General features: G+C 38.2%; 14 protein-coding genes. 1 reads left to right on the top strand and 13 read right to left on the bottom strand.

The features are described 5' to 3' along the window. Positions 1 to 141: 141 nt before the first annotated feature. From ACERJO_RS05910 to ACERJO_RS05865, 10 genes are all read right to left on the bottom strand, one after another. Positions 142 to 1,287 (bottom strand): hypothetical protein, encoded by a 1,146-nt coding sequence (locus ACERJO_RS05910; RefSeq protein WP_373646887.1) that lies wholly within the window; start codon positions 1,285 to 1,287, stop codon positions 142 to 144. After that, a complete protein-coding gene (locus tag ACERJO_RS05905) occupies positions 1,280 to 2,158 on the bottom strand; it encodes an ABC transporter ATP-binding protein (RefSeq protein WP_373646886.1) in 879 nt (292 codons plus the stop codon). Before ACERJO_RS05905 ends, ACERJO_RS05910 begins: the two co-directional genes overlap by 8 nt. Then, positions 2,142 to 2,942 carry a hypothetical protein gene (locus ACERJO_RS05900; RefSeq protein ID WP_247105758.1) on the bottom strand — a complete coding sequence of 267 codons (801 nt, stop codon included), beginning with the start codon at positions 2,940 to 2,942 and terminating at the stop codon, positions 2,142 to 2,144. The genes ACERJO_RS05905 and ACERJO_RS05900 overlap by 17 nt, the downstream gene beginning before the upstream one ends. After that, positions 2,917 to 3,486: an RNA polymerase sigma factor gene (locus tag ACERJO_RS05895; protein WP_373646885.1), complete on the bottom strand. Its 570-nt coding sequence runs from the start codon at positions 3,484 to 3,486 to the stop codon at positions 2,917 to 2,919. Before ACERJO_RS05895 ends, ACERJO_RS05900 begins: the two co-directional genes overlap by 26 nt. Before the next feature lie 465 nt (positions 3,487 to 3,951). Beyond that, positions 3,952 to 5,469, bottom strand: a complete 1,518-nt coding sequence (locus ACERJO_RS05890; RefSeq protein WP_247105760.1) for a glycoside hydrolase family 43 protein — start codon at positions 5,467 to 5,469, stop codon at positions 3,952 to 3,954. A 169-nt stretch (positions 5,470 to 5,638) separates the two neighbouring features. Beyond that, entirely contained in the window at positions 5,639 to 7,027 is a 1,389-nt protein-coding gene (locus ACERJO_RS05885; protein WP_373646884.1) for a sulfatase family protein, read from the bottom strand. Further along, positions 7,027 to 7,779: a PHP domain-containing protein gene (locus tag ACERJO_RS05880; protein WP_373646883.1), complete on the bottom strand. Its 753-nt coding sequence runs from the start codon at positions 7,777 to 7,779 to the stop codon at positions 7,027 to 7,029. The genes ACERJO_RS05885 and ACERJO_RS05880 overlap by 1 nt, the downstream gene beginning before the upstream one ends. A gap of 15 nt (positions 7,780 to 7,794) precedes the next feature. After that, positions 7,795 to 9,351 carry a type 2 periplasmic-binding domain-containing protein gene (locus ACERJO_RS05875; protein WP_373646882.1) on the bottom strand — a complete coding sequence of 519 codons (1,557 nt, stop codon included), beginning with the start codon at positions 9,349 to 9,351 and terminating at the stop codon, positions 7,795 to 7,797. A gap of 104 nt (positions 9,352 to 9,455) precedes the next feature. Next, the gene (locus tag ACERJO_RS05870; RefSeq protein ID WP_373646880.1) at positions 9,456 to 10,322 is read right to left on the bottom strand and encodes a carbohydrate ABC transporter permease; all 867 of its coding nucleotides are present in this window, start codon (positions 10,320 to 10,322) and stop codon (positions 9,456 to 9,458) included. Continuing rightward, positions 10,322 to 11,281: an ABC transporter permease gene (locus ACERJO_RS05865; protein ID WP_373646878.1), complete on the bottom strand. Its 960-nt coding sequence runs from the start codon at positions 11,279 to 11,281 to the stop codon at positions 10,322 to 10,324. The genes ACERJO_RS05870 and ACERJO_RS05865 overlap by 1 nt, the downstream gene beginning before the upstream one ends. A 248-nt stretch (positions 11,282 to 11,529) precedes the next feature. Between ACERJO_RS05865 and ACERJO_RS05860 the strand changes: the two genes are divergently transcribed. Next, the gene (locus tag ACERJO_RS05860; RefSeq protein WP_373646877.1) at positions 11,530 to 12,261 is read left to right on the top strand and encodes a GntR family transcriptional regulator; all 732 of its coding nucleotides are present in this window, start codon (positions 11,530 to 11,532) and stop codon (positions 12,259 to 12,261) included. Positions 12,262 to 12,339: 78 nt separating this feature from the next. Here ACERJO_RS05860 and ACERJO_RS05855 read toward each other — a convergent pair whose 3' ends face one another. The 3 genes from ACERJO_RS05855 to ACERJO_RS05845 form a co-directional block, all read right to left on the bottom strand. Further along, positions 12,340 to 13,263: an iron-hydroxamate ABC transporter substrate-binding protein gene (locus tag ACERJO_RS05855; RefSeq protein WP_247105767.1), complete on the bottom strand. Its 924-nt coding sequence runs from the start codon at positions 13,261 to 13,263 to the stop codon at positions 12,340 to 12,342. 242 nt (positions 13,264 to 13,505) lie between these two features. After that, positions 13,506 to 15,200 carry a YndJ family protein gene (locus ACERJO_RS05850; protein WP_373646876.1) on the bottom strand — a complete coding sequence of 565 codons (1,695 nt, stop codon included), beginning with the start codon at positions 15,198 to 15,200 and terminating at the stop codon, positions 13,506 to 13,508. A 13-nt stretch (positions 15,201 to 15,213) separates the two neighbouring features. After that, positions 15,214 to 15,894 (bottom strand): DUF4166 domain-containing protein, encoded by a 681-nt coding sequence (locus tag ACERJO_RS05845; protein ID WP_247105769.1) that lies wholly within the window; start codon positions 15,892 to 15,894, stop codon positions 15,214 to 15,216. Positions 15,895 to 15,897: the final 3 nt, after the last annotated feature.

The following is a 15,897-nucleotide window of genomic DNA, read 5'->3' as shown; positions in this document are numbered from 1 at the left end:
ACGACACTGTTTCACATCCAGTTTTATTACTTATTACGTTTTCGATCATTATAATCTGCTCAACCATTCGGCTTATCTGTACATTACTCACTATGAATAAAAAGAGCTGACTGCAAACGATCAGCCAGCACATTCTTCCTTTTAATAACTTACCTGATGCTTACGAAACACACGATAAATGAACCCAATCAAGCAAACGGAAATAATCGTATATATGATCACTTGCAAGACGGGGTATAAAATCGGTTGCCCTAGCACGTTATAAGCATTGAATGATGAAAATAACCTCTCGATTCGTAACGTTTCCATATAACTAAAAGACGTTAGAAAGTGTGCCCATTGATATTCTGAACCGATCACATTCATTACGCGAGGTAAACCTAAAACCACGCCAGAAACAAAAAACGTAACGAGTGCATTTCTCGTAAAAACGGAGGCGCTAAGAACGACTAATGCGAAAGCAACACTTCCAAAAAATTGCACACTTAATGTAACAGCATAAAATTGCCAAACCTCCCATGCAAATGGAGAGTTAAAATAATTTGAATACGGAGACGCCGTTTTCAAGCTTTGAATCGGCGCATTCCACCCTTGTATCCCACCATACTTATTAAGCTGTAAAATAAAATTAAAGACATGCAACGATAGAAATATTGTAACGATATAAGTAACAGCTGCCATTAATTTCGCGGTCACCAAATGACGCTTTCCATTCTTCGTCGCTAAAATGAGCCCTGTTGTCCTTTGAGTAAATTCATCTGCAAAAACAGGAGATAAGCCAATCAAAATTAAAATGGCTAATAAAATAACAGAAAAAAACGGCTCGATGAAATGAAACATTCCTAACCACGCTTGAACAATATAAAAGCCATAGGAACTCTCAACTTCCTTTAGCATCCCAAGTTCCTTTTCAGCTACTCTATAGTCATAACGACTAGCACTTAACCTGTCCATTTGTTCCTTCAGTTCATTCTGACGAGCCGTATTCTCTTGTAACCCTAGTCCTGCTAGAGACACTAAGTAATAGACTTCTCCAGCTATTCTATCCTCTTCTGTATAAATACCTAGTTCCTGGGCATCTGAAGCCTCCATTTGTTCACGAACATACGACTCCTTCTCTTCAGATACCGGTCCACCTAGTTCTTCATATAACTCCTCGTATATGTCACTTGCCATGTTCCAATCAGCAGGCACTCTCTCTGCATAAACCATTAAAGCAAGCACAAGAGCAAACACGACGTAACTACTTTTACGTGTAAATATCTTATAGCATTCATGCTTATACATTCTCCTGAACCTCCTCATAGAAATGGTACAAATACACATCCTCTAATGTAGGGGGCACTGCCTTTGCATGATCAAACGGCTGTTCATCACTGACAATGCGAACTTCGACTTCGTGCTCTTTTCTCTGAATATTACCGACTTTATAATGAGTTTGTACCAAGTGCAATTCTTCTTGTTTCATGAGCACCTTCCACACCTTACCATCCATTTCAGCTAGTAGACCGTCTACATTGCTCGTTTGCTTCAAGCTTCCATTTTCCATGATGAATATTTCTTTTGCGATATATTCAATGTCAGAAACAATATGTGTAGATAATAATACAATTCTTTCCTGAGAAATATCTGATAATAAATTCCGAAATCGAATTCGTTCTTTCGGATCAAGTCCAGCCGTTGGTTCATCGACAACTACGATACGTGGATCATTTAATAATGCTTGTGCAATTCCAAGGCGTCGTTTCATCCCACCTGAAAATGTCCTCACCTTCTTTTTCCGACTCTCCTCTAGATGGACAATCTTCAATACTTCAGTTACCTTCTCTTTTGTCTGCTGCTTATCGAGCCCTTTTAAGCTAGCAAAATAATTAAGAAAACGTTCAGCCGTAAAATGAGGATACATGCCAAAGTCTTGTGGCAAATACCCTAATAAATCTCGATACTTTTCATCCAACAACGATATATCCTTCCCATCTAACAAGATTCTACCTGAAGTTGGTTTTAAAATATGTGCAGTCATTCTCATCAACGTTGTCTTCCCTGAACCATTTGGCCCTAACAACGCATAGACACCCTCTGTTAGTTCTGCCGAAAAGAGCTCCACCGCCCATGTATCCTTAAACTTCTTCGCAACGTTATCAAAAACTAGCTTCACCGATTCCCACCCTTTCATATGATGAATATTTCCTTACCGTGCGCTTAAGCTGAATGACACATAGAGTGGCTCCTACTAGTAAGAACACGACGTGTAGAACAAGATTCACATGAGTGATAACCTCTACCCATGAATGTTGTGAGAACAAAAGAAAGCTAAACATGGCCCATAACGCCATAAATAAAGGGACAAACACCAATCCACGAACATGTACGCTAATAAATAAAGCAAGAGCCACAAACCATGTAAAAGGTGTCATCCAAGTTAACGAAACCTCCCAAAGAGAATAATGAGGAAGATTCGGCATGACTAAAATCGTCACACCAACCATTAGGATGATGTTATAGACAGAAATGATGAAAAGTCTTGAAAGAACGACTTCATAAACAGAATGTTTACATGCCATCTCCATCTCAAGTAGTCCTTTATCTCGTGCACGAAACACTTCTAATAGCCCTAATGCAAAGGGAAGAGGAGCTAATAAAATAAGAATAAAGAGTGGGTTTGTCATCGTCACATTCGAGATATAGTAACCAATAAATAATAGAAAACAACTTATAGCCCAAAACCCTTTATGAATAAACGCTATCTCCCTTCCTGCCCGAGAAACCAACGCTCTCATCTTCTCGATTTTTGAACTAGCCTGCGTTTCTTTCTGAGGAACATATTGCCTTAATGAATCAACAGTTGACTCAATCATCTCATCATTGGGAAATTTCACAATATAACAATCTAATTCATCCTGTAATTTCTTAAACTTATCGAAATGTTCGTTTTTCTTCACTCTCGTCCCCTCCTTTTAACCATCTTCTGAGCTTGTCTACTCCTTGCTTGACCCTTGATTTTACCGTTGCTTCCTTACTATTGGTTACTTCAGAAATCTCCTTCACCTTCAAACCGTGATAGAACCGTAAAATAATGGCCTCTCTCTGGTAATCAGGTAACTGCGCAACGGCTGCCTTTACTTTTTCACTATCAGCCTTTTTGCTAACTAAATCCCATACTGACTCCTGATGACTTGGCACATGAGTACCCAACTCTTCTTCACCAGCTCTCTTCTTATAAGCGCTACTTCGAAAATAATCACGACACTGATTAACCGCAATTTTAAGCAGCCAATGCTTAAACTCTCCACTATTGTGATAGCTGGTAATTGATTTCATCAGCTTAATAAACACTTCTTGCGTCATATCATATGCGAGATGATAGTCGCCAACTTTTCGATAAACGTATGAAAAAATAAGCTTATAATGTCTTTTGACTAGTACTTCCATCGCAGCTTGACTACCATTTATAATTTCCTCTATTAATTCTTGATCAGTCGGCATTCTCTCACCACCTCTACTTATCATAACGAAATAAAAAGAAATAAGGATTTAACATATTCATAATCATTCAGCCTGTCAACTGTCTCGCAAAATCGAAACAGTCGACAGGCTTTTTGATTCGTTGCTACGATACGTCGCTTTGACTGGAATGGGGGCACGCTTTGAATAGAAGAAGTAACGTAAAAATGCCTTTGAGAATTTTTTTGTCTACGTTCTGAATAATGATGACATTCTAGCTATACAATAAGGAAAGCTGAGCAACAGTCTTTTCTTAATTACGTCGTAATCGTTACAAGTGCTTGAGTTAATCTGAAGGGATCCTTCTTTCAGACTAACATGTAACGTATGAAGCCGACGCCACCCCTGAACCGGCTTACACACCCAACTTGACTACTCCTCATACTTCTTCAAAAAAGAATGCCCTAAAAGGTCTTTACCCTTTAGAACATTCTATTACAAGCACACTTATCGTTTAATTTTTTCATAATGAAAATAATCAACATCTACATACCCACCGGTTCTCTTTGTCGGATAATTAAAGATTCCAATTCGATAGCCCATAAAATGATCTAACGTATATTTCATCCGTAAAGGCTCCCCGATTTGATTCCATTCTTGTCCGTTATATGAATAATAAAATGTCGCTAAATCTTGACTATCAATAAAGTTGAAATCAACTTTGAGATCGATTACTTCCTGTTCATATGGGATATTTTCGATTTCTCTTTCATTATGTCCGTCTTCGTTCATCGTCATCACAACACGATAGTCGTTACGACCCAAAGCCTTAACACCAACCGTACCGAAATGACTTTGAAGAGCAACCATCCCTGCATGGTCACCTGCCTCCATATGAGCTAGCTCAAGCTTAATTGAAGCCGAGCATTTTGGCCCTTCTGTCCGTTGTGTTAACGTATTTCGTGCCTGTAACACACTACTTACTAGCTGACACGTTTCTAGCCGCAAATAACCTGGACGCTTTTTCACAGACCATTTATCATGATCAGGATTATGATTCCACTGCCAATTCAATGCTAGTTCATTGTCTTCATAAAAGAATTCATCACTTATGACAAGAGGCTTTTTCATTGTCGTTGTTTGCAAATCGATTTCAAACTCTTCCGGTGCCTTTCCATCGATTCCAATCATCGGCCAATCATCTTCCCAGCTTACAGGCAGTATGTATGGAATTCTTCCAACCGCATCATGGTCTTGAAACAACATCGCAAACCACTCATTAGTCGGTGTATCGAAAATAGCACCTTGAGCAATCCCTTTATTAAAATATCCCATATCGTCATCCAAAATAACTTTACGTTCATATTCTCCAAGTAGCTCCTTAGAACGATATGCGATTTGCCGTCTTCTCTGATTTCCTCCTGTTGGCCATTCAATAAATAGTAAGTAGTAGTAACCGTTCAGTTTGTAAGCATGGCACCCTTCGCATCGAAGACCGATCCCTTCCTTTTCAGTTTCTAGCAGCAGCTCGTTCACTCCACCCTCTTTGACTGCTTTTACATCCTCTGTTAGCTCTGTCATTCGGATATCACCACAGCCATAGATCACATAGACGCGCTCCTCATCTAATAACAGAGCGGGATCATGGTAAATGCCTTCAATCGTTGAACGCTCCCACTCACCTTTTTCAATATCTTTAGTCTGATAAATGTAAAATTGATTCATATCATTACTAGAGAAGCAAACATAGAATGTTCCATTATGATGGCGTAAGCTAGCCGCCCACGACCCTTGTCCATAAATTCCTTTCTCATCTAACAGACAATGAGCATCATTGTCCTCTAACGTATCAAACACATAACCAACTATCTCCCAATCAGCCAAATTTTCTGACTTCATAATCGGACAGCCTGGTACTGTATGCATACTCGTACTCACCATATAATAAACAGAGTCAACCCGAATCACATCAACATCGGGAATATCAGCCCAGTATATGGGGTTCCTTATCATTGTTTTTGTCATACGATCTATCTCCCTTTTTCACCTGTATTGATAAACCTTTTATTTAACACTATAACAAAATAAACACAAAATAGAAATATAACTATTAATTATTTCATAATTATATTATCATTATACGTAAAAAATCCTATGACGAATTCAATTGAATTCGTCATAGGATTTTTTATATTTATGCTAGTTGGTTTAACAATTGAGTCAATGAGTAGACAATATCTTCTTTCTCATTGACTAGATTATTCAGTTCCTTACGATCCGCTTGTAGGTCGTATAATTCCATTCCCTGTTCACCATGTTCTATCAATTTATATTGATGAGTACGAACCATTTTAATTTGATTCCATTGAGCATATTGAAATGCTTTATGATTGCCTCTTGCTTGCCCTTTAATGATCGGATACAATGTTTTTCCATCTATATTATGTGAGGTACAATCAATACCAGCCATTTCCAAAATGGTCGGAAACAAGTCGATCAGTTCCACTAATTCGTCATTCTTCGTTCCAGCAATATGATTTTCAGTTGGATCTGAAATAATTAACGGAACACGTACAGCTCCTTCATACATCACATTTTTTCTAAACAATCCATGATCACCTAGCATTTCGCCATGATCAGAAGCAAATAGAACAATCGTCTCTCGTTCCTCATGGCGTTCATTTATACGATCAACCAATGCTCCTACCCATTCATCTAAATGTGTAATCATTGCTACATAATGCCTTTTCACTTCATTTAATGCCTCTTCTGTCAGATTCGCACTATGATCCTTTTGTCTTCTAATAATCCAAGACGGCTTACCTGTTTGTTTTTTAGGAATAGATAGAGGGAACAGAGTATCCTTATACATATCATAATAACGCTTTGGTGCATCCCACGGATCGTGAGGGCTTAAGAAGTTCACACTACAAAACCACGGATTCTCAGATGAAGCCTCTTCTATAAAGGAGCACGCCTGCCTCCCCACAAAAGAATCAATACGATCTTGTTCTTCTAGGATAGAACAGGACGAATACCACGGTGGCCGTCGTTCTCTGCCACGATAGTCTTCTATGTAGGTTTGCAGCAACCCTTTTTCTTCAAGGTAATATTGATATGGTCCTGTCAACAACTGTCCTTGACCATTTTTTATATGAGATTTCGCTGAGCTCATCTTCCCTTCCGTTTCAAATGGATGTGTATATCCAAAATGATAATTAATCGGTTTATTTCCTTTTTCTCCATATTGAAGGTCTGATTTATGTAACTCAAGCTTTCCAATTCCCGCAACTTGATAACCAGCCTGGCGTAATTCCTGCATATACGTTTTCTGATTTAAAGGAAAATGCTGATCATTACTTAACACATTGATCCGATGCGGATATCGACCACTCATCATTGATGCGCGACTAGGAACACACGCTGGGCTATTACAAACTGCCTGAGTAAATGTCACGCCCCGCTTCGCCAAGCGATTAATATGTGGGGTATGCACAACCGTTTGTGCATACCCAAGGTAATCAGCCCGCAATTGATCAAGTAAAATGAGTAAAATATTCGGCCGTCTCTCCTTACTACTCATTAAACACTCAAACTTTTCTTTAATGTTTTTTTAACTAAACGGGCTGCCTTTACCTTTTCCTTTAAACATGGTGAAATCTCGATATCATAAGCATTTCTCATAATCACATCTTTCAATTCTTGAATAGTAGAGACTTCTTCTCTCAAATCATTATAAACACTACCAAATTGAAGAGAGTGATGAGTGTCACTTCCCGCAACAACAGGAAGCTGTAATTCATTTGCAAAAATAACTAATTCCATTCTCATTTTCAGGCCTTGATGGTATAAATCTGTCGCATTTAAATCTAAAGCATCTAATTGCTTTAAACGCCCCTTATCAAGATGAGCTAGCCCTTTGGATTCTCTAAATGGATGTGCACCGATTTTCAAGACATGATAAGGACGAACGAATGCTAATAAGCTATCAAAAGGAATAAAGCTCTCTTTTGCACGATACGGAACTAAGAATTCATTTATCTCTTTCATGTCTTGACGTTTTCCGATGAGGAGAATATGACCGACCTCTTGAATATCAACCTCCATCCCAGGAAATACTCGCAAGCCCTCCACATCATAGTAGTCATTCATATAAGAATAATGGGCATCTAATGTATCATAGATAAATTCAAAGTTAATCGTATTAAAATGCTCTGTTAACGCAAAGCCACTTAAACCAATTTCTTTCGCTTGTAGAACATGCTCACGAAACCCATCTAACGTAAATTCTGCTTTTTTACTCAACTTTCCATGTGTATGCAAATCAATCTTCATTATATACCTCCATTTTCATTGACGCGCAGTGTTATATTCAAAATATAATTGATTCACTTCATCGATGATTTCTTGTCCACCATTCTCAAGCCATTGTTCAACAGCTAATTGAACAGCCTCCATCCCTCTTCTACCGACCACAACCTCTGTTAACATTTGCTCGAACTCCGCATTTAGCTGCGCACCGATTTCAACATTTTTGTCCGAGACTAATCCGGGGTTATCATCCTCCCAAATATACTTTTCATTCATTTCATATTGAGCAGCTAACTCTTGCTCAAACTCTTCACCTAACCACCAGTAAGCACGATGCAACGGATTCCATGCTCTTAATATATCCGTTCCAATTGATGCCGGCTCATGCTCTTCCCATGCATCTAATTGTTCAACCGTACCATCTTCATGAACCGTATAATGAATATCCTCTAAACCATGACGCGTAATTTCATAGCCTTCAGTTATGTTCCATTCATAGATCGCTAGAATTCGATGCGCCTTTTCCTGAGTAACATTAGCATTAATCACCTTTTTAAAATAACTAGGCCTTGTCGGTGTCGTTCTTTCCCCATCTGGACCAGCTGGAGGGGGAAGGAACGTCAACGCCGCATCCGGATCATGAGCTTTAATATCCTCTGCTTCTTTCCTATGAACACTATTTGGATTCACGTATTCAATACCAGCAATTCCTTCACTCAAGCGTTCATTAGCATCACGCCAATCGCTATGCAGCATGAAATCCTTATCTAACACATCCTCCTCATAAGCCTTCCTCATAAATGTAATATATTCTGTTAACTCATCCAATTGCGCTTGATATGGCACAAGCTCACCGTCAATTTCTTTCCATTCTCGCGCAAGCCCGAATGCTCCGCCTCTCCATGCTGTTCCTTCTTCTGCAAACAAGCCTAGAGCAGAAAAGCCGATTGTATCATTCCGACCAGTCCCATTTGGATCTTGATTAGCGAACGCATGAGCCACCTCATAAAATTCTTCCAATGTATCCGGTACGTCTAATCCAAGATTATCGAGCCAATCTTGACGGATCGCAAGTACATTTCTTGTTTGCAAGCGGTATTCAGGCACCCCAAAATAGTGCCCTGGTGGATTTAACACTTCCCATGCCCACGTCGGTATTCCAGCTTCAAGCTCCGGATGGTATTCAAGCAAAGGTTTCACATCATAATAAGCACCGCGTTCTGCCCAATCATTAAACATTCGTGGATCATTATAACCGAAGCGCCAAATATCTGGTAAATCACCACTTGCTGCAAGAGTACTTAAATACGTATCAAAATCATCACGATCATAATAGTGGATATCAAACGTGACATTAAATTTTTCTTCAATGTATTCAAATACTGCGTTACCTTCATATTGAATGGGTGAACCAGTTGTTAGCATCGAAATCGTTAAATGTTCATCAAAGTTATATGGTTCAAAGTCATCTACTACCTCTGCATCTAATAATTCTTTATTTTCCTCTGTTTGCATAGTCTCTTCACTATTAGTAGCACAACCTACGACAACTAAAACGAACAGCAATAACAATACAAACCATCCATATTTCTTCATTCTTATTCCATCCTCCTTTTTTAACTACCTTAGACAAACATCACCATAATCTTATGAATAACAAACGGTTCATCAACCAACTCCTTTCTGTTCATTTTCTCCTCCTACTCCTTCACAGACCCTAATAAAAAACCTTTATTAAAATACTTCTGAAAGAAAGGAAACACGATAATAAGAGGCGTAATCGTAATCACAATCGCAGCCATCGGAACAGCTGGACTAAATAAAATGTCTGCTGTTTCACTTCCTAATAATTCTTCATCCTGTATGATCAACCGCCTAAGCATGACTTGTAACGGCATTAGACTTTGATCATGTAAATACAAAATTGCTTCAAAATAAGAGTTCCAATGCGCAACCATATAAAAAATCGTAAAGGTTGCAATCGCCGGCTTCGCTAATGGTAAGGCAACCGTCAGTAGTAAACGCCACTCCCCACAACCATCAATTCTTGCTGCATCCTCTAACTCACGTGGAATATTACCAAACAAGCCACGCATAACGATTAAATAAAACGGAGAAATCGCACTCGTTAACCAGATCGCCCAATACGAATCAAGCAGCCCTAAGCTATTTACAATTAAGTAAAGTGGAATCATCCCACCACTAAAAAGCATTGTAAATAAAACCATAAAATTGATCACTGTGCGTCCTGGTAGCCATTTTTTTGATAGGCCATATGCCATCAACGTAGTGAGTAAAACATTCAAAAACGTCCCTACCACTGTAATCACTACCGCGTTTTTAAAGGCATTTAGAAACTCCTTGTTATTCATTAAATAGATATAAGCATCAAACGTAAGCTCTCTCGGTATGATAAAAAAGCCTCTAGTTACAAATTCACTTCGTTCTGCGATTGAACTACCGTACACATAGAGCAACGGTAATAGAACTGTTAATGTAATGAGAGAGATCATCGTATAGACAATAAGATCGAATAGTTTATCCTCTGTTAGCTTAAGCTTCCTCATTAATAAACCCCTTCCTTCCCCATCTTCTTTGCAATCGTATTTGCGACCATGACCATACTAAGTGCTATCACTGATTTAAATAAACCAACTGCAGTCGTATAGCTAAATTGCCCACCAATAACACCTGCACGATACACATATGTATCAAATACATCTGAAACACTCATGTTCAAGGAATTTTGAAGTAAGTAAATATGAGTAAAGCTTAAATCCATAAACCCACCAAAGCGTAAGATCAACATAATCACAATTAAATACATAATTGAAGGAAGTGTAATATACCAAATCATTTGCAATCTAGTTGCCCCATCCACCCTAGCAGCTTCATACAACTGTGGATTAATAGAAGACATCGCCGCCAAATAAACGATCGCATCCCAACCCATCCCATTCCAAATATTATGAATGACCCATAACGGTCGAAAATAACCTGGATCTGTCATAAGTTCAATCCGATCAAATCCAAGATCAACAAGCAGGTTATTGATGCTTCCATTTTGTGTCGAGAACATCATAACGGTGATCCCAACGATAACAACCCATGATACAAAGTGCGGTGTGTATAAAATCGTTTGAATGGTTGTCCGAAAAAAACGTAACCGAATTTCATTTAATAGTAGAGCTAATAGAATAGGTGCAGGAAAATAAAAGATAATATCATAAATACTCAACACAAATGTATTCCATAATAAACTTAAGAAAACACGCTCTTCAAACAGTCGAATAAAATGTTCAATTCCTACCCACTCACTTTGGAAGAAGCCTTTAAACGGATCATATTCCATAAAGGCAACGGACAAGCCAACCATCGGTCCATATTTAAACAAGAGGAAGAACAGTACACCAGGTAACATCATGATATAAAGAGGAATCCCTCTTTTTATCAATCTGATTCGTTCGTTCTTCTTATTTATTCTTACATGTTTATTGCTATGTAATTCTGTGTTTGCTTGAGACATACAGACCTCCTCATTTATGTTGTATAGACGTCTTCGTGATTTGATCGTACTAGACTTTCATTAAGCTATTGTTTAAAACGTGTAAATTTTCTATGAAATTTTCTTAATACACTTTTTACAAATAGCATTAAACCCTTGCATTATACCGATTTCGATATAAAAAAATAATCTCTTTCTATAAATTAAAATCATTTAATAGTTCAAAGAATGGTATACTCAAAATAAAAAGAGGTCTAGAGGTGGATAAAATGTCAAAGAAAACATTAGACAAACCTAGTTATTTAGTGATTAAAGAACAGATAGAAGACATGATCACATCTGGCCAATTAGCAATTGGGGGAAAACTACCCTCAGAAATGCAAATGGCCAAATCCTTTCACGTTAGCAGAGAAACGTTTCGTTCCGCGATAAAGTTATTAGAACAAGAAGGAAAAGTAAATGTGAAGCATGGCGTTGGTACATTTGTTACAACACCTCTACCAAACATTGATAACAGTTTAGAAAAACTAACGAAGATCGGAGAATTAATCCAGTCAGCAGGATTAATCGAAGGAGAAAAAAAGGAGTATTCCGATGTCGTACCGGCTACAAGAGAATGGGCAGACTATTTATCTATTAATGAGGGAGAACCCATTGTCCAACATGAACGTATTCGTACTGCAAACGGCGAACCTGTCGTCTGCTCATTGAACCTTATGCCAAAATCCATTGTAGGAAATGTATTCGAACAAGAGGAGCTACATGGTTCCTTAACAGAGTTCCTAGAGAATAACTGTCACATTAGAACCGTACGTAGCGATACTGAGCTAACCGTCCCTCTTCATATTGACCGCTATTGTCAAAAGCTACTCATCCACCCTCATACGACGGTTATGCAAATGATACAGTTACATTACGATGAGCTAAACAGACCAGTAATGCTGAGCTACGACTACTTGCGCAATGACATTTTCAAATTCAGGATTAGAAGAACGCGTTAAGACCATTAGGAATGAAATACCCTCAACTATTAGAATCACTAACAGTTGAGGGTATTAATACTAATGCTTGATGCTTTTTTAATCTAAAAAGTAACCTTCAAATATATCAAGTAAATACTCAAGTGTGATCGGGTCACTATAGGTCGATGCTTTACTATTAATTTCAATGACTTGATCGTTTTGAACAGCCGGCACGTTCTGCCATGTATTCAGTTCAAACATTGAATCATCAGCATCCGGATTTTTACTTAAGACTATATAATCTCCAGCAAACTCAGGAACAGCTTCTAAAGAGAGTGTATAAACACCCGATTCCAGAGCCATTTCTTCTACTTGTTCAGGCATGTTCAGTTTCATTTCTTGATAAAGAATTTCTGTCCCACGTGCATAATCATCTCCAAATACATAAAGCTCATCATTTCCATTTTCAAAAACAGAAACAGTCGCATCCTCACCGATTAGCGCTCTAACCTCATCTCCAGTTGATTGAGCGCGATTTTGAAAATCCTCTATCCATGCTGCCGCTTCTTCTTCTTTATTCAAGAGCTTCCCAATGTCAAGCTGCTGCGATAAATAGTCTAATGCACCCCAAGTGTAAACAACAGTCGGTGCAATTTTACTTAGGCTATCAAGATTCTCTTGCCAAGATCCGGCAATAATTAAATCCGGATTTAGTTCCTGAATTTTCTCCAAGGTTGCATCTGATACGATTTCAACGCCTTTAAGTCGTTCTGTAAATAGAGGATTAGCTTCTGTCCATTCATCAATTCCGACGATGTTTCCATCTAATGCAAGAACATTCGGTCCGTTAGTAAGGGCAACTATTCTCTGCGGATTAGCAGGAACCTCAACTGGTCCTAGCTCTGACTCATACGTTATCATTTCAGCATCAGCCTCTGGATCACTTTCTTTCGAATTACTTACATCTGTTGACTCGTCACTTCCACAAGCACTTAGAACGAGTATGAAAATTAACAACAATGAAATTAATAGCTTTTTCATTTGTACTTCCCCTTTTTATAATTTTAATCGTTTGTCATCTATCGAATAGATATCGATGATCATCAATATCTATGATAAGAGCTTCATATAGTATATAACAATGAGAATCATTGTCAATTGAATCTTTGAAAAATAAATAGCTTTCTTCTCATCATCAGACTTAAAACTCCTCTGATCTTTATAGTTTCTATTTATAAAAAAACCTCAATCGTTAGCTGCTACTAACAATTGAGGAACAGACATTATTCATATTTATTTCTACTAATCCAATAATCAATCGTTAAAAAATGTTTTCCACACAACCACATACGATGGTTCGCTTTCAATATCGACTCACTACCGTCTTCCACCCTTAACTGAAAACGTTCATCAAGAGGCAAGCGAATCACAAACCATTTTGTGACATAATAAATGCCTTCATCACCATTCCCAAATTTATTCGGTTGACTCGTCAACACAAGACCATCGTCTCCGTGTTCAAACTCGTTATTTTCAAAGCGAAGAACGGCTGTCATTTGGCCGAGTGGAAGAGGCAGTGCGATGTTTAAATATTTTTTCTCTCCATAAGTATGATAAGAGTATGAGGCTACAAAAACAGCCTTTCCCGACTCTTTATCAGTTCGTATCCACGCGCGAGGTCGCTCTCTTCCATCTTCATTAGGATCTATCGCAATCAGCTTACTGTTTACTTCAAGCTCTTCCTTTTGATCATGTAATGGCAAATCAATTTGCTCCATTTTTCTACTGATCCATTTATATAGCTTCGATAACAATCGAAATCCCTTATGCCAATATGTTTTTGATACTAGCTTGAAGGAAAGGGGATTCTCATAGAACTGTCTAATCTCATCATTCACTCGATGAGGATCAAAATCATATTGATCGAATAAACTTAAATCATCCATTAGCCCTTGGTAACGACTATCAGCTTTTAATTGATTCCTCTCAAAAAAATTTGCTCCTATTTTCCACTTTCCTGTGATGTGGCTAAATGGGATTCCATATATGTTCATAGACATTTTAGGCAAGATTATTAGCCAGCCTAATACACCAATTAACACAAAGCCAAACGCATTACCAATTCCGTGTAATGTCACCATATCAGGGATAAGGATCAGGTCAACTCGCAATAAGCGACCAAGTCCATAATAAAAGGCAAGAAACATCGTAAACAGAAGAATCAAACCCGATAAACTAATTAAAAGATACCCGACCAAATGTGCTTGTTTCTTTCGTACATATTTAATAACGAGAAGTGTATACATCCATAAACATAGTACAAACAATACAACAAAAGTAAATTCAACCAAACGAGAGTATGTAATACCAACTGCCACACCTATCGGGCTAATCATGACCCCGATCGTTGCCAGCCGATAGGTTATAGGCATATACTCATTCTCCCTAAGCACTCTTCCTAACAACCCAAGAAAAATAGGAGTCACAAAGGCTGAATAATGAAAATGAATGGCTGTTAATAGGATAATTAATGAACCAAAATTCATCACATCGATTCCAAATTGAGACAACGTAAACCAGCCACCGCCGAGCAAGAGATACATTAAGCCAATGTCAATACTCATCTCCTCAAGAAGTGCCAATCCCCTTGCCGCCAACCTAATGAATCCATAGACAAACACTATACCTGTCCACAATAACCAACCAACAGATACCATCCCAGCTAGTACCCCTGGTGAAAAGAAAAAAGATATAAATGCCATTAGTGAACCAACCGGAAATAAATGAACAGCGATTCTGTACGTTTTAAAGTATTCGCCATGACGATCCTTCGTTTCTGTCAAGTAAAGAATCAACGGTACGAGCACAAGAATGGAAAATAATAACAGTCGTTCAATTAGTCCGATATCAACAATAAAAAAAGACGCAAGCCAAACGGCAAGTCCAGCTATTGCTTGTATCATGATCGTTATTGTCATCGTTCTCTCCTTTTTAAAGCAAGTTCAATGGTTTTTCTTTACGTGGTTTCACCTCACTCGGAAGATTCCCATTAAAGTCATAATATTGAACCGTAAACGTTCCTTTATAGCCAAAAATCGTTCCGAAATAACGATTTTTCACATCCACTTCAATGTGATACCTATTTTGTTCATCATTAAACCATTCCTTCGCAGTTGCTTTTGCTGAGAAAAGACTTGGAAGTTTCAAAATTTTTTGCTCTCTATTAATAAACAGTGGCCCAGATACGAGCTTTATTCCTCCATTTGACAAAACGTCTATATCAAGTTTTGTAACTAAGTCCTGATCAGAACCTAAGTAATCTATAACCTTCTTCTGCTTTTCACTATAAACCATCGTTGCGTCAAAATGTCTAATTTGCTTAAAATGAAATCTTCGTATCCAAGACATGCAGTCCTGTCCAAATGAGTTCATATATGCATAATTCTCTAAGGAAAATGGAATATTTTGTCCACGTTCTGAGAAAGTCAAATGTTTCATTCCCCCAAAATGAAGAAATGGGCGCATCCAGAAGCGGCCACCCCATATTTCATTCATGACTCCCTCGGCTCTGCTTGCCACAGCTTGTCCACTCGACAATGCAAACTTACGCTGAATTTTCGGATGTAAGTATTGGTAATCTTCTCCCAAAGCTCTTTCATAGATTGATGGCATTTT

The sequence above is a fragment of the Halalkalibacter sp. AB-rgal2 genome, from assembly GCF_041821005.1.
Lineage (GTDB): Bacteria > Bacillota > Bacilli > Bacillales > Bacillaceae_D > Halalkalibacter.
Note: the sequence above shows the minus strand (reverse complement) of the source record. Positions and strands in the feature narration are given on the sequence as shown.

What these genes read in the sequence shown, in the direction of transcription:
- ACERJO_RS05890 (WP_247105760.1), bottom strand. Translation starts at nt 5,469, where the DNA reads ATGACAAAAACAATGATAAGGAACCCCATATACTGGGCTGATATTCCC.
- ACERJO_RS05910 (WP_373646887.1), bottom strand. Translation starts at nt 1,287, where the DNA reads ATGTATAAGCATGAATGCTATAAGATATTTACACGTAAAAGTAGTTAC.
- ACERJO_RS05875 (WP_373646882.1), bottom strand. Translation starts at nt 9,351, where the DNA reads ATGAAGAAATATGGATGGTTTGTATTGTTATTGCTGTTCGTTTTAGTT.
- ACERJO_RS05845 (WP_247105769.1), bottom strand. Translation starts at nt 15,894, where the DNA reads ATGCCATCAATCTATGAAAGAGCTTTGGGAGAAGATTACCAATACTTA.
- ACERJO_RS05865 (WP_373646878.1), bottom strand. Translation starts at nt 11,281, where the DNA reads ATGTCTCAAGCAAACACAGAATTACATAGCAATAAACATGTAAGAATA.
- ACERJO_RS05870 (WP_373646880.1), bottom strand. Translation starts at nt 10,322, where the DNA reads ATGAGGAAGCTTAAGCTAACAGAGGATAAACTATTCGATCTTATTGTC.
- ACERJO_RS05855 (WP_247105767.1), bottom strand. Translation starts at nt 13,263, where the DNA reads ATGAAAAAGCTATTAATTTCATTGTTGTTAATTTTCATACTCGTTCTA.
- ACERJO_RS05850 (WP_373646876.1), bottom strand. Translation starts at nt 15,200, where the DNA reads ATGACAATAACGATCATGATACAAGCAATAGCTGGACTTGCCGTTTGG.
- ACERJO_RS05895 (WP_373646885.1), bottom strand. Translation starts at nt 3,486, where the DNA reads ATGCCGACTGATCAAGAATTAATAGAGGAAATTATAAATGGTAGTCAA.
- ACERJO_RS05885 (WP_373646884.1), bottom strand. Translation starts at nt 7,027, where the DNA reads ATGAGTAGTAAGGAGAGACGGCCGAATATTTTACTCATTTTACTTGAT.
- ACERJO_RS05860 (WP_373646877.1), top strand. Translation starts at nt 11,530, where the DNA reads ATGTCAAAGAAAACATTAGACAAACCTAGTTATTTAGTGATTAAAGAA.
- ACERJO_RS05880 (WP_373646883.1), bottom strand. Translation starts at nt 7,779, where the DNA reads ATGAAGATTGATTTGCATACACATGGAAAGTTGAGTAAAAAAGCAGAA.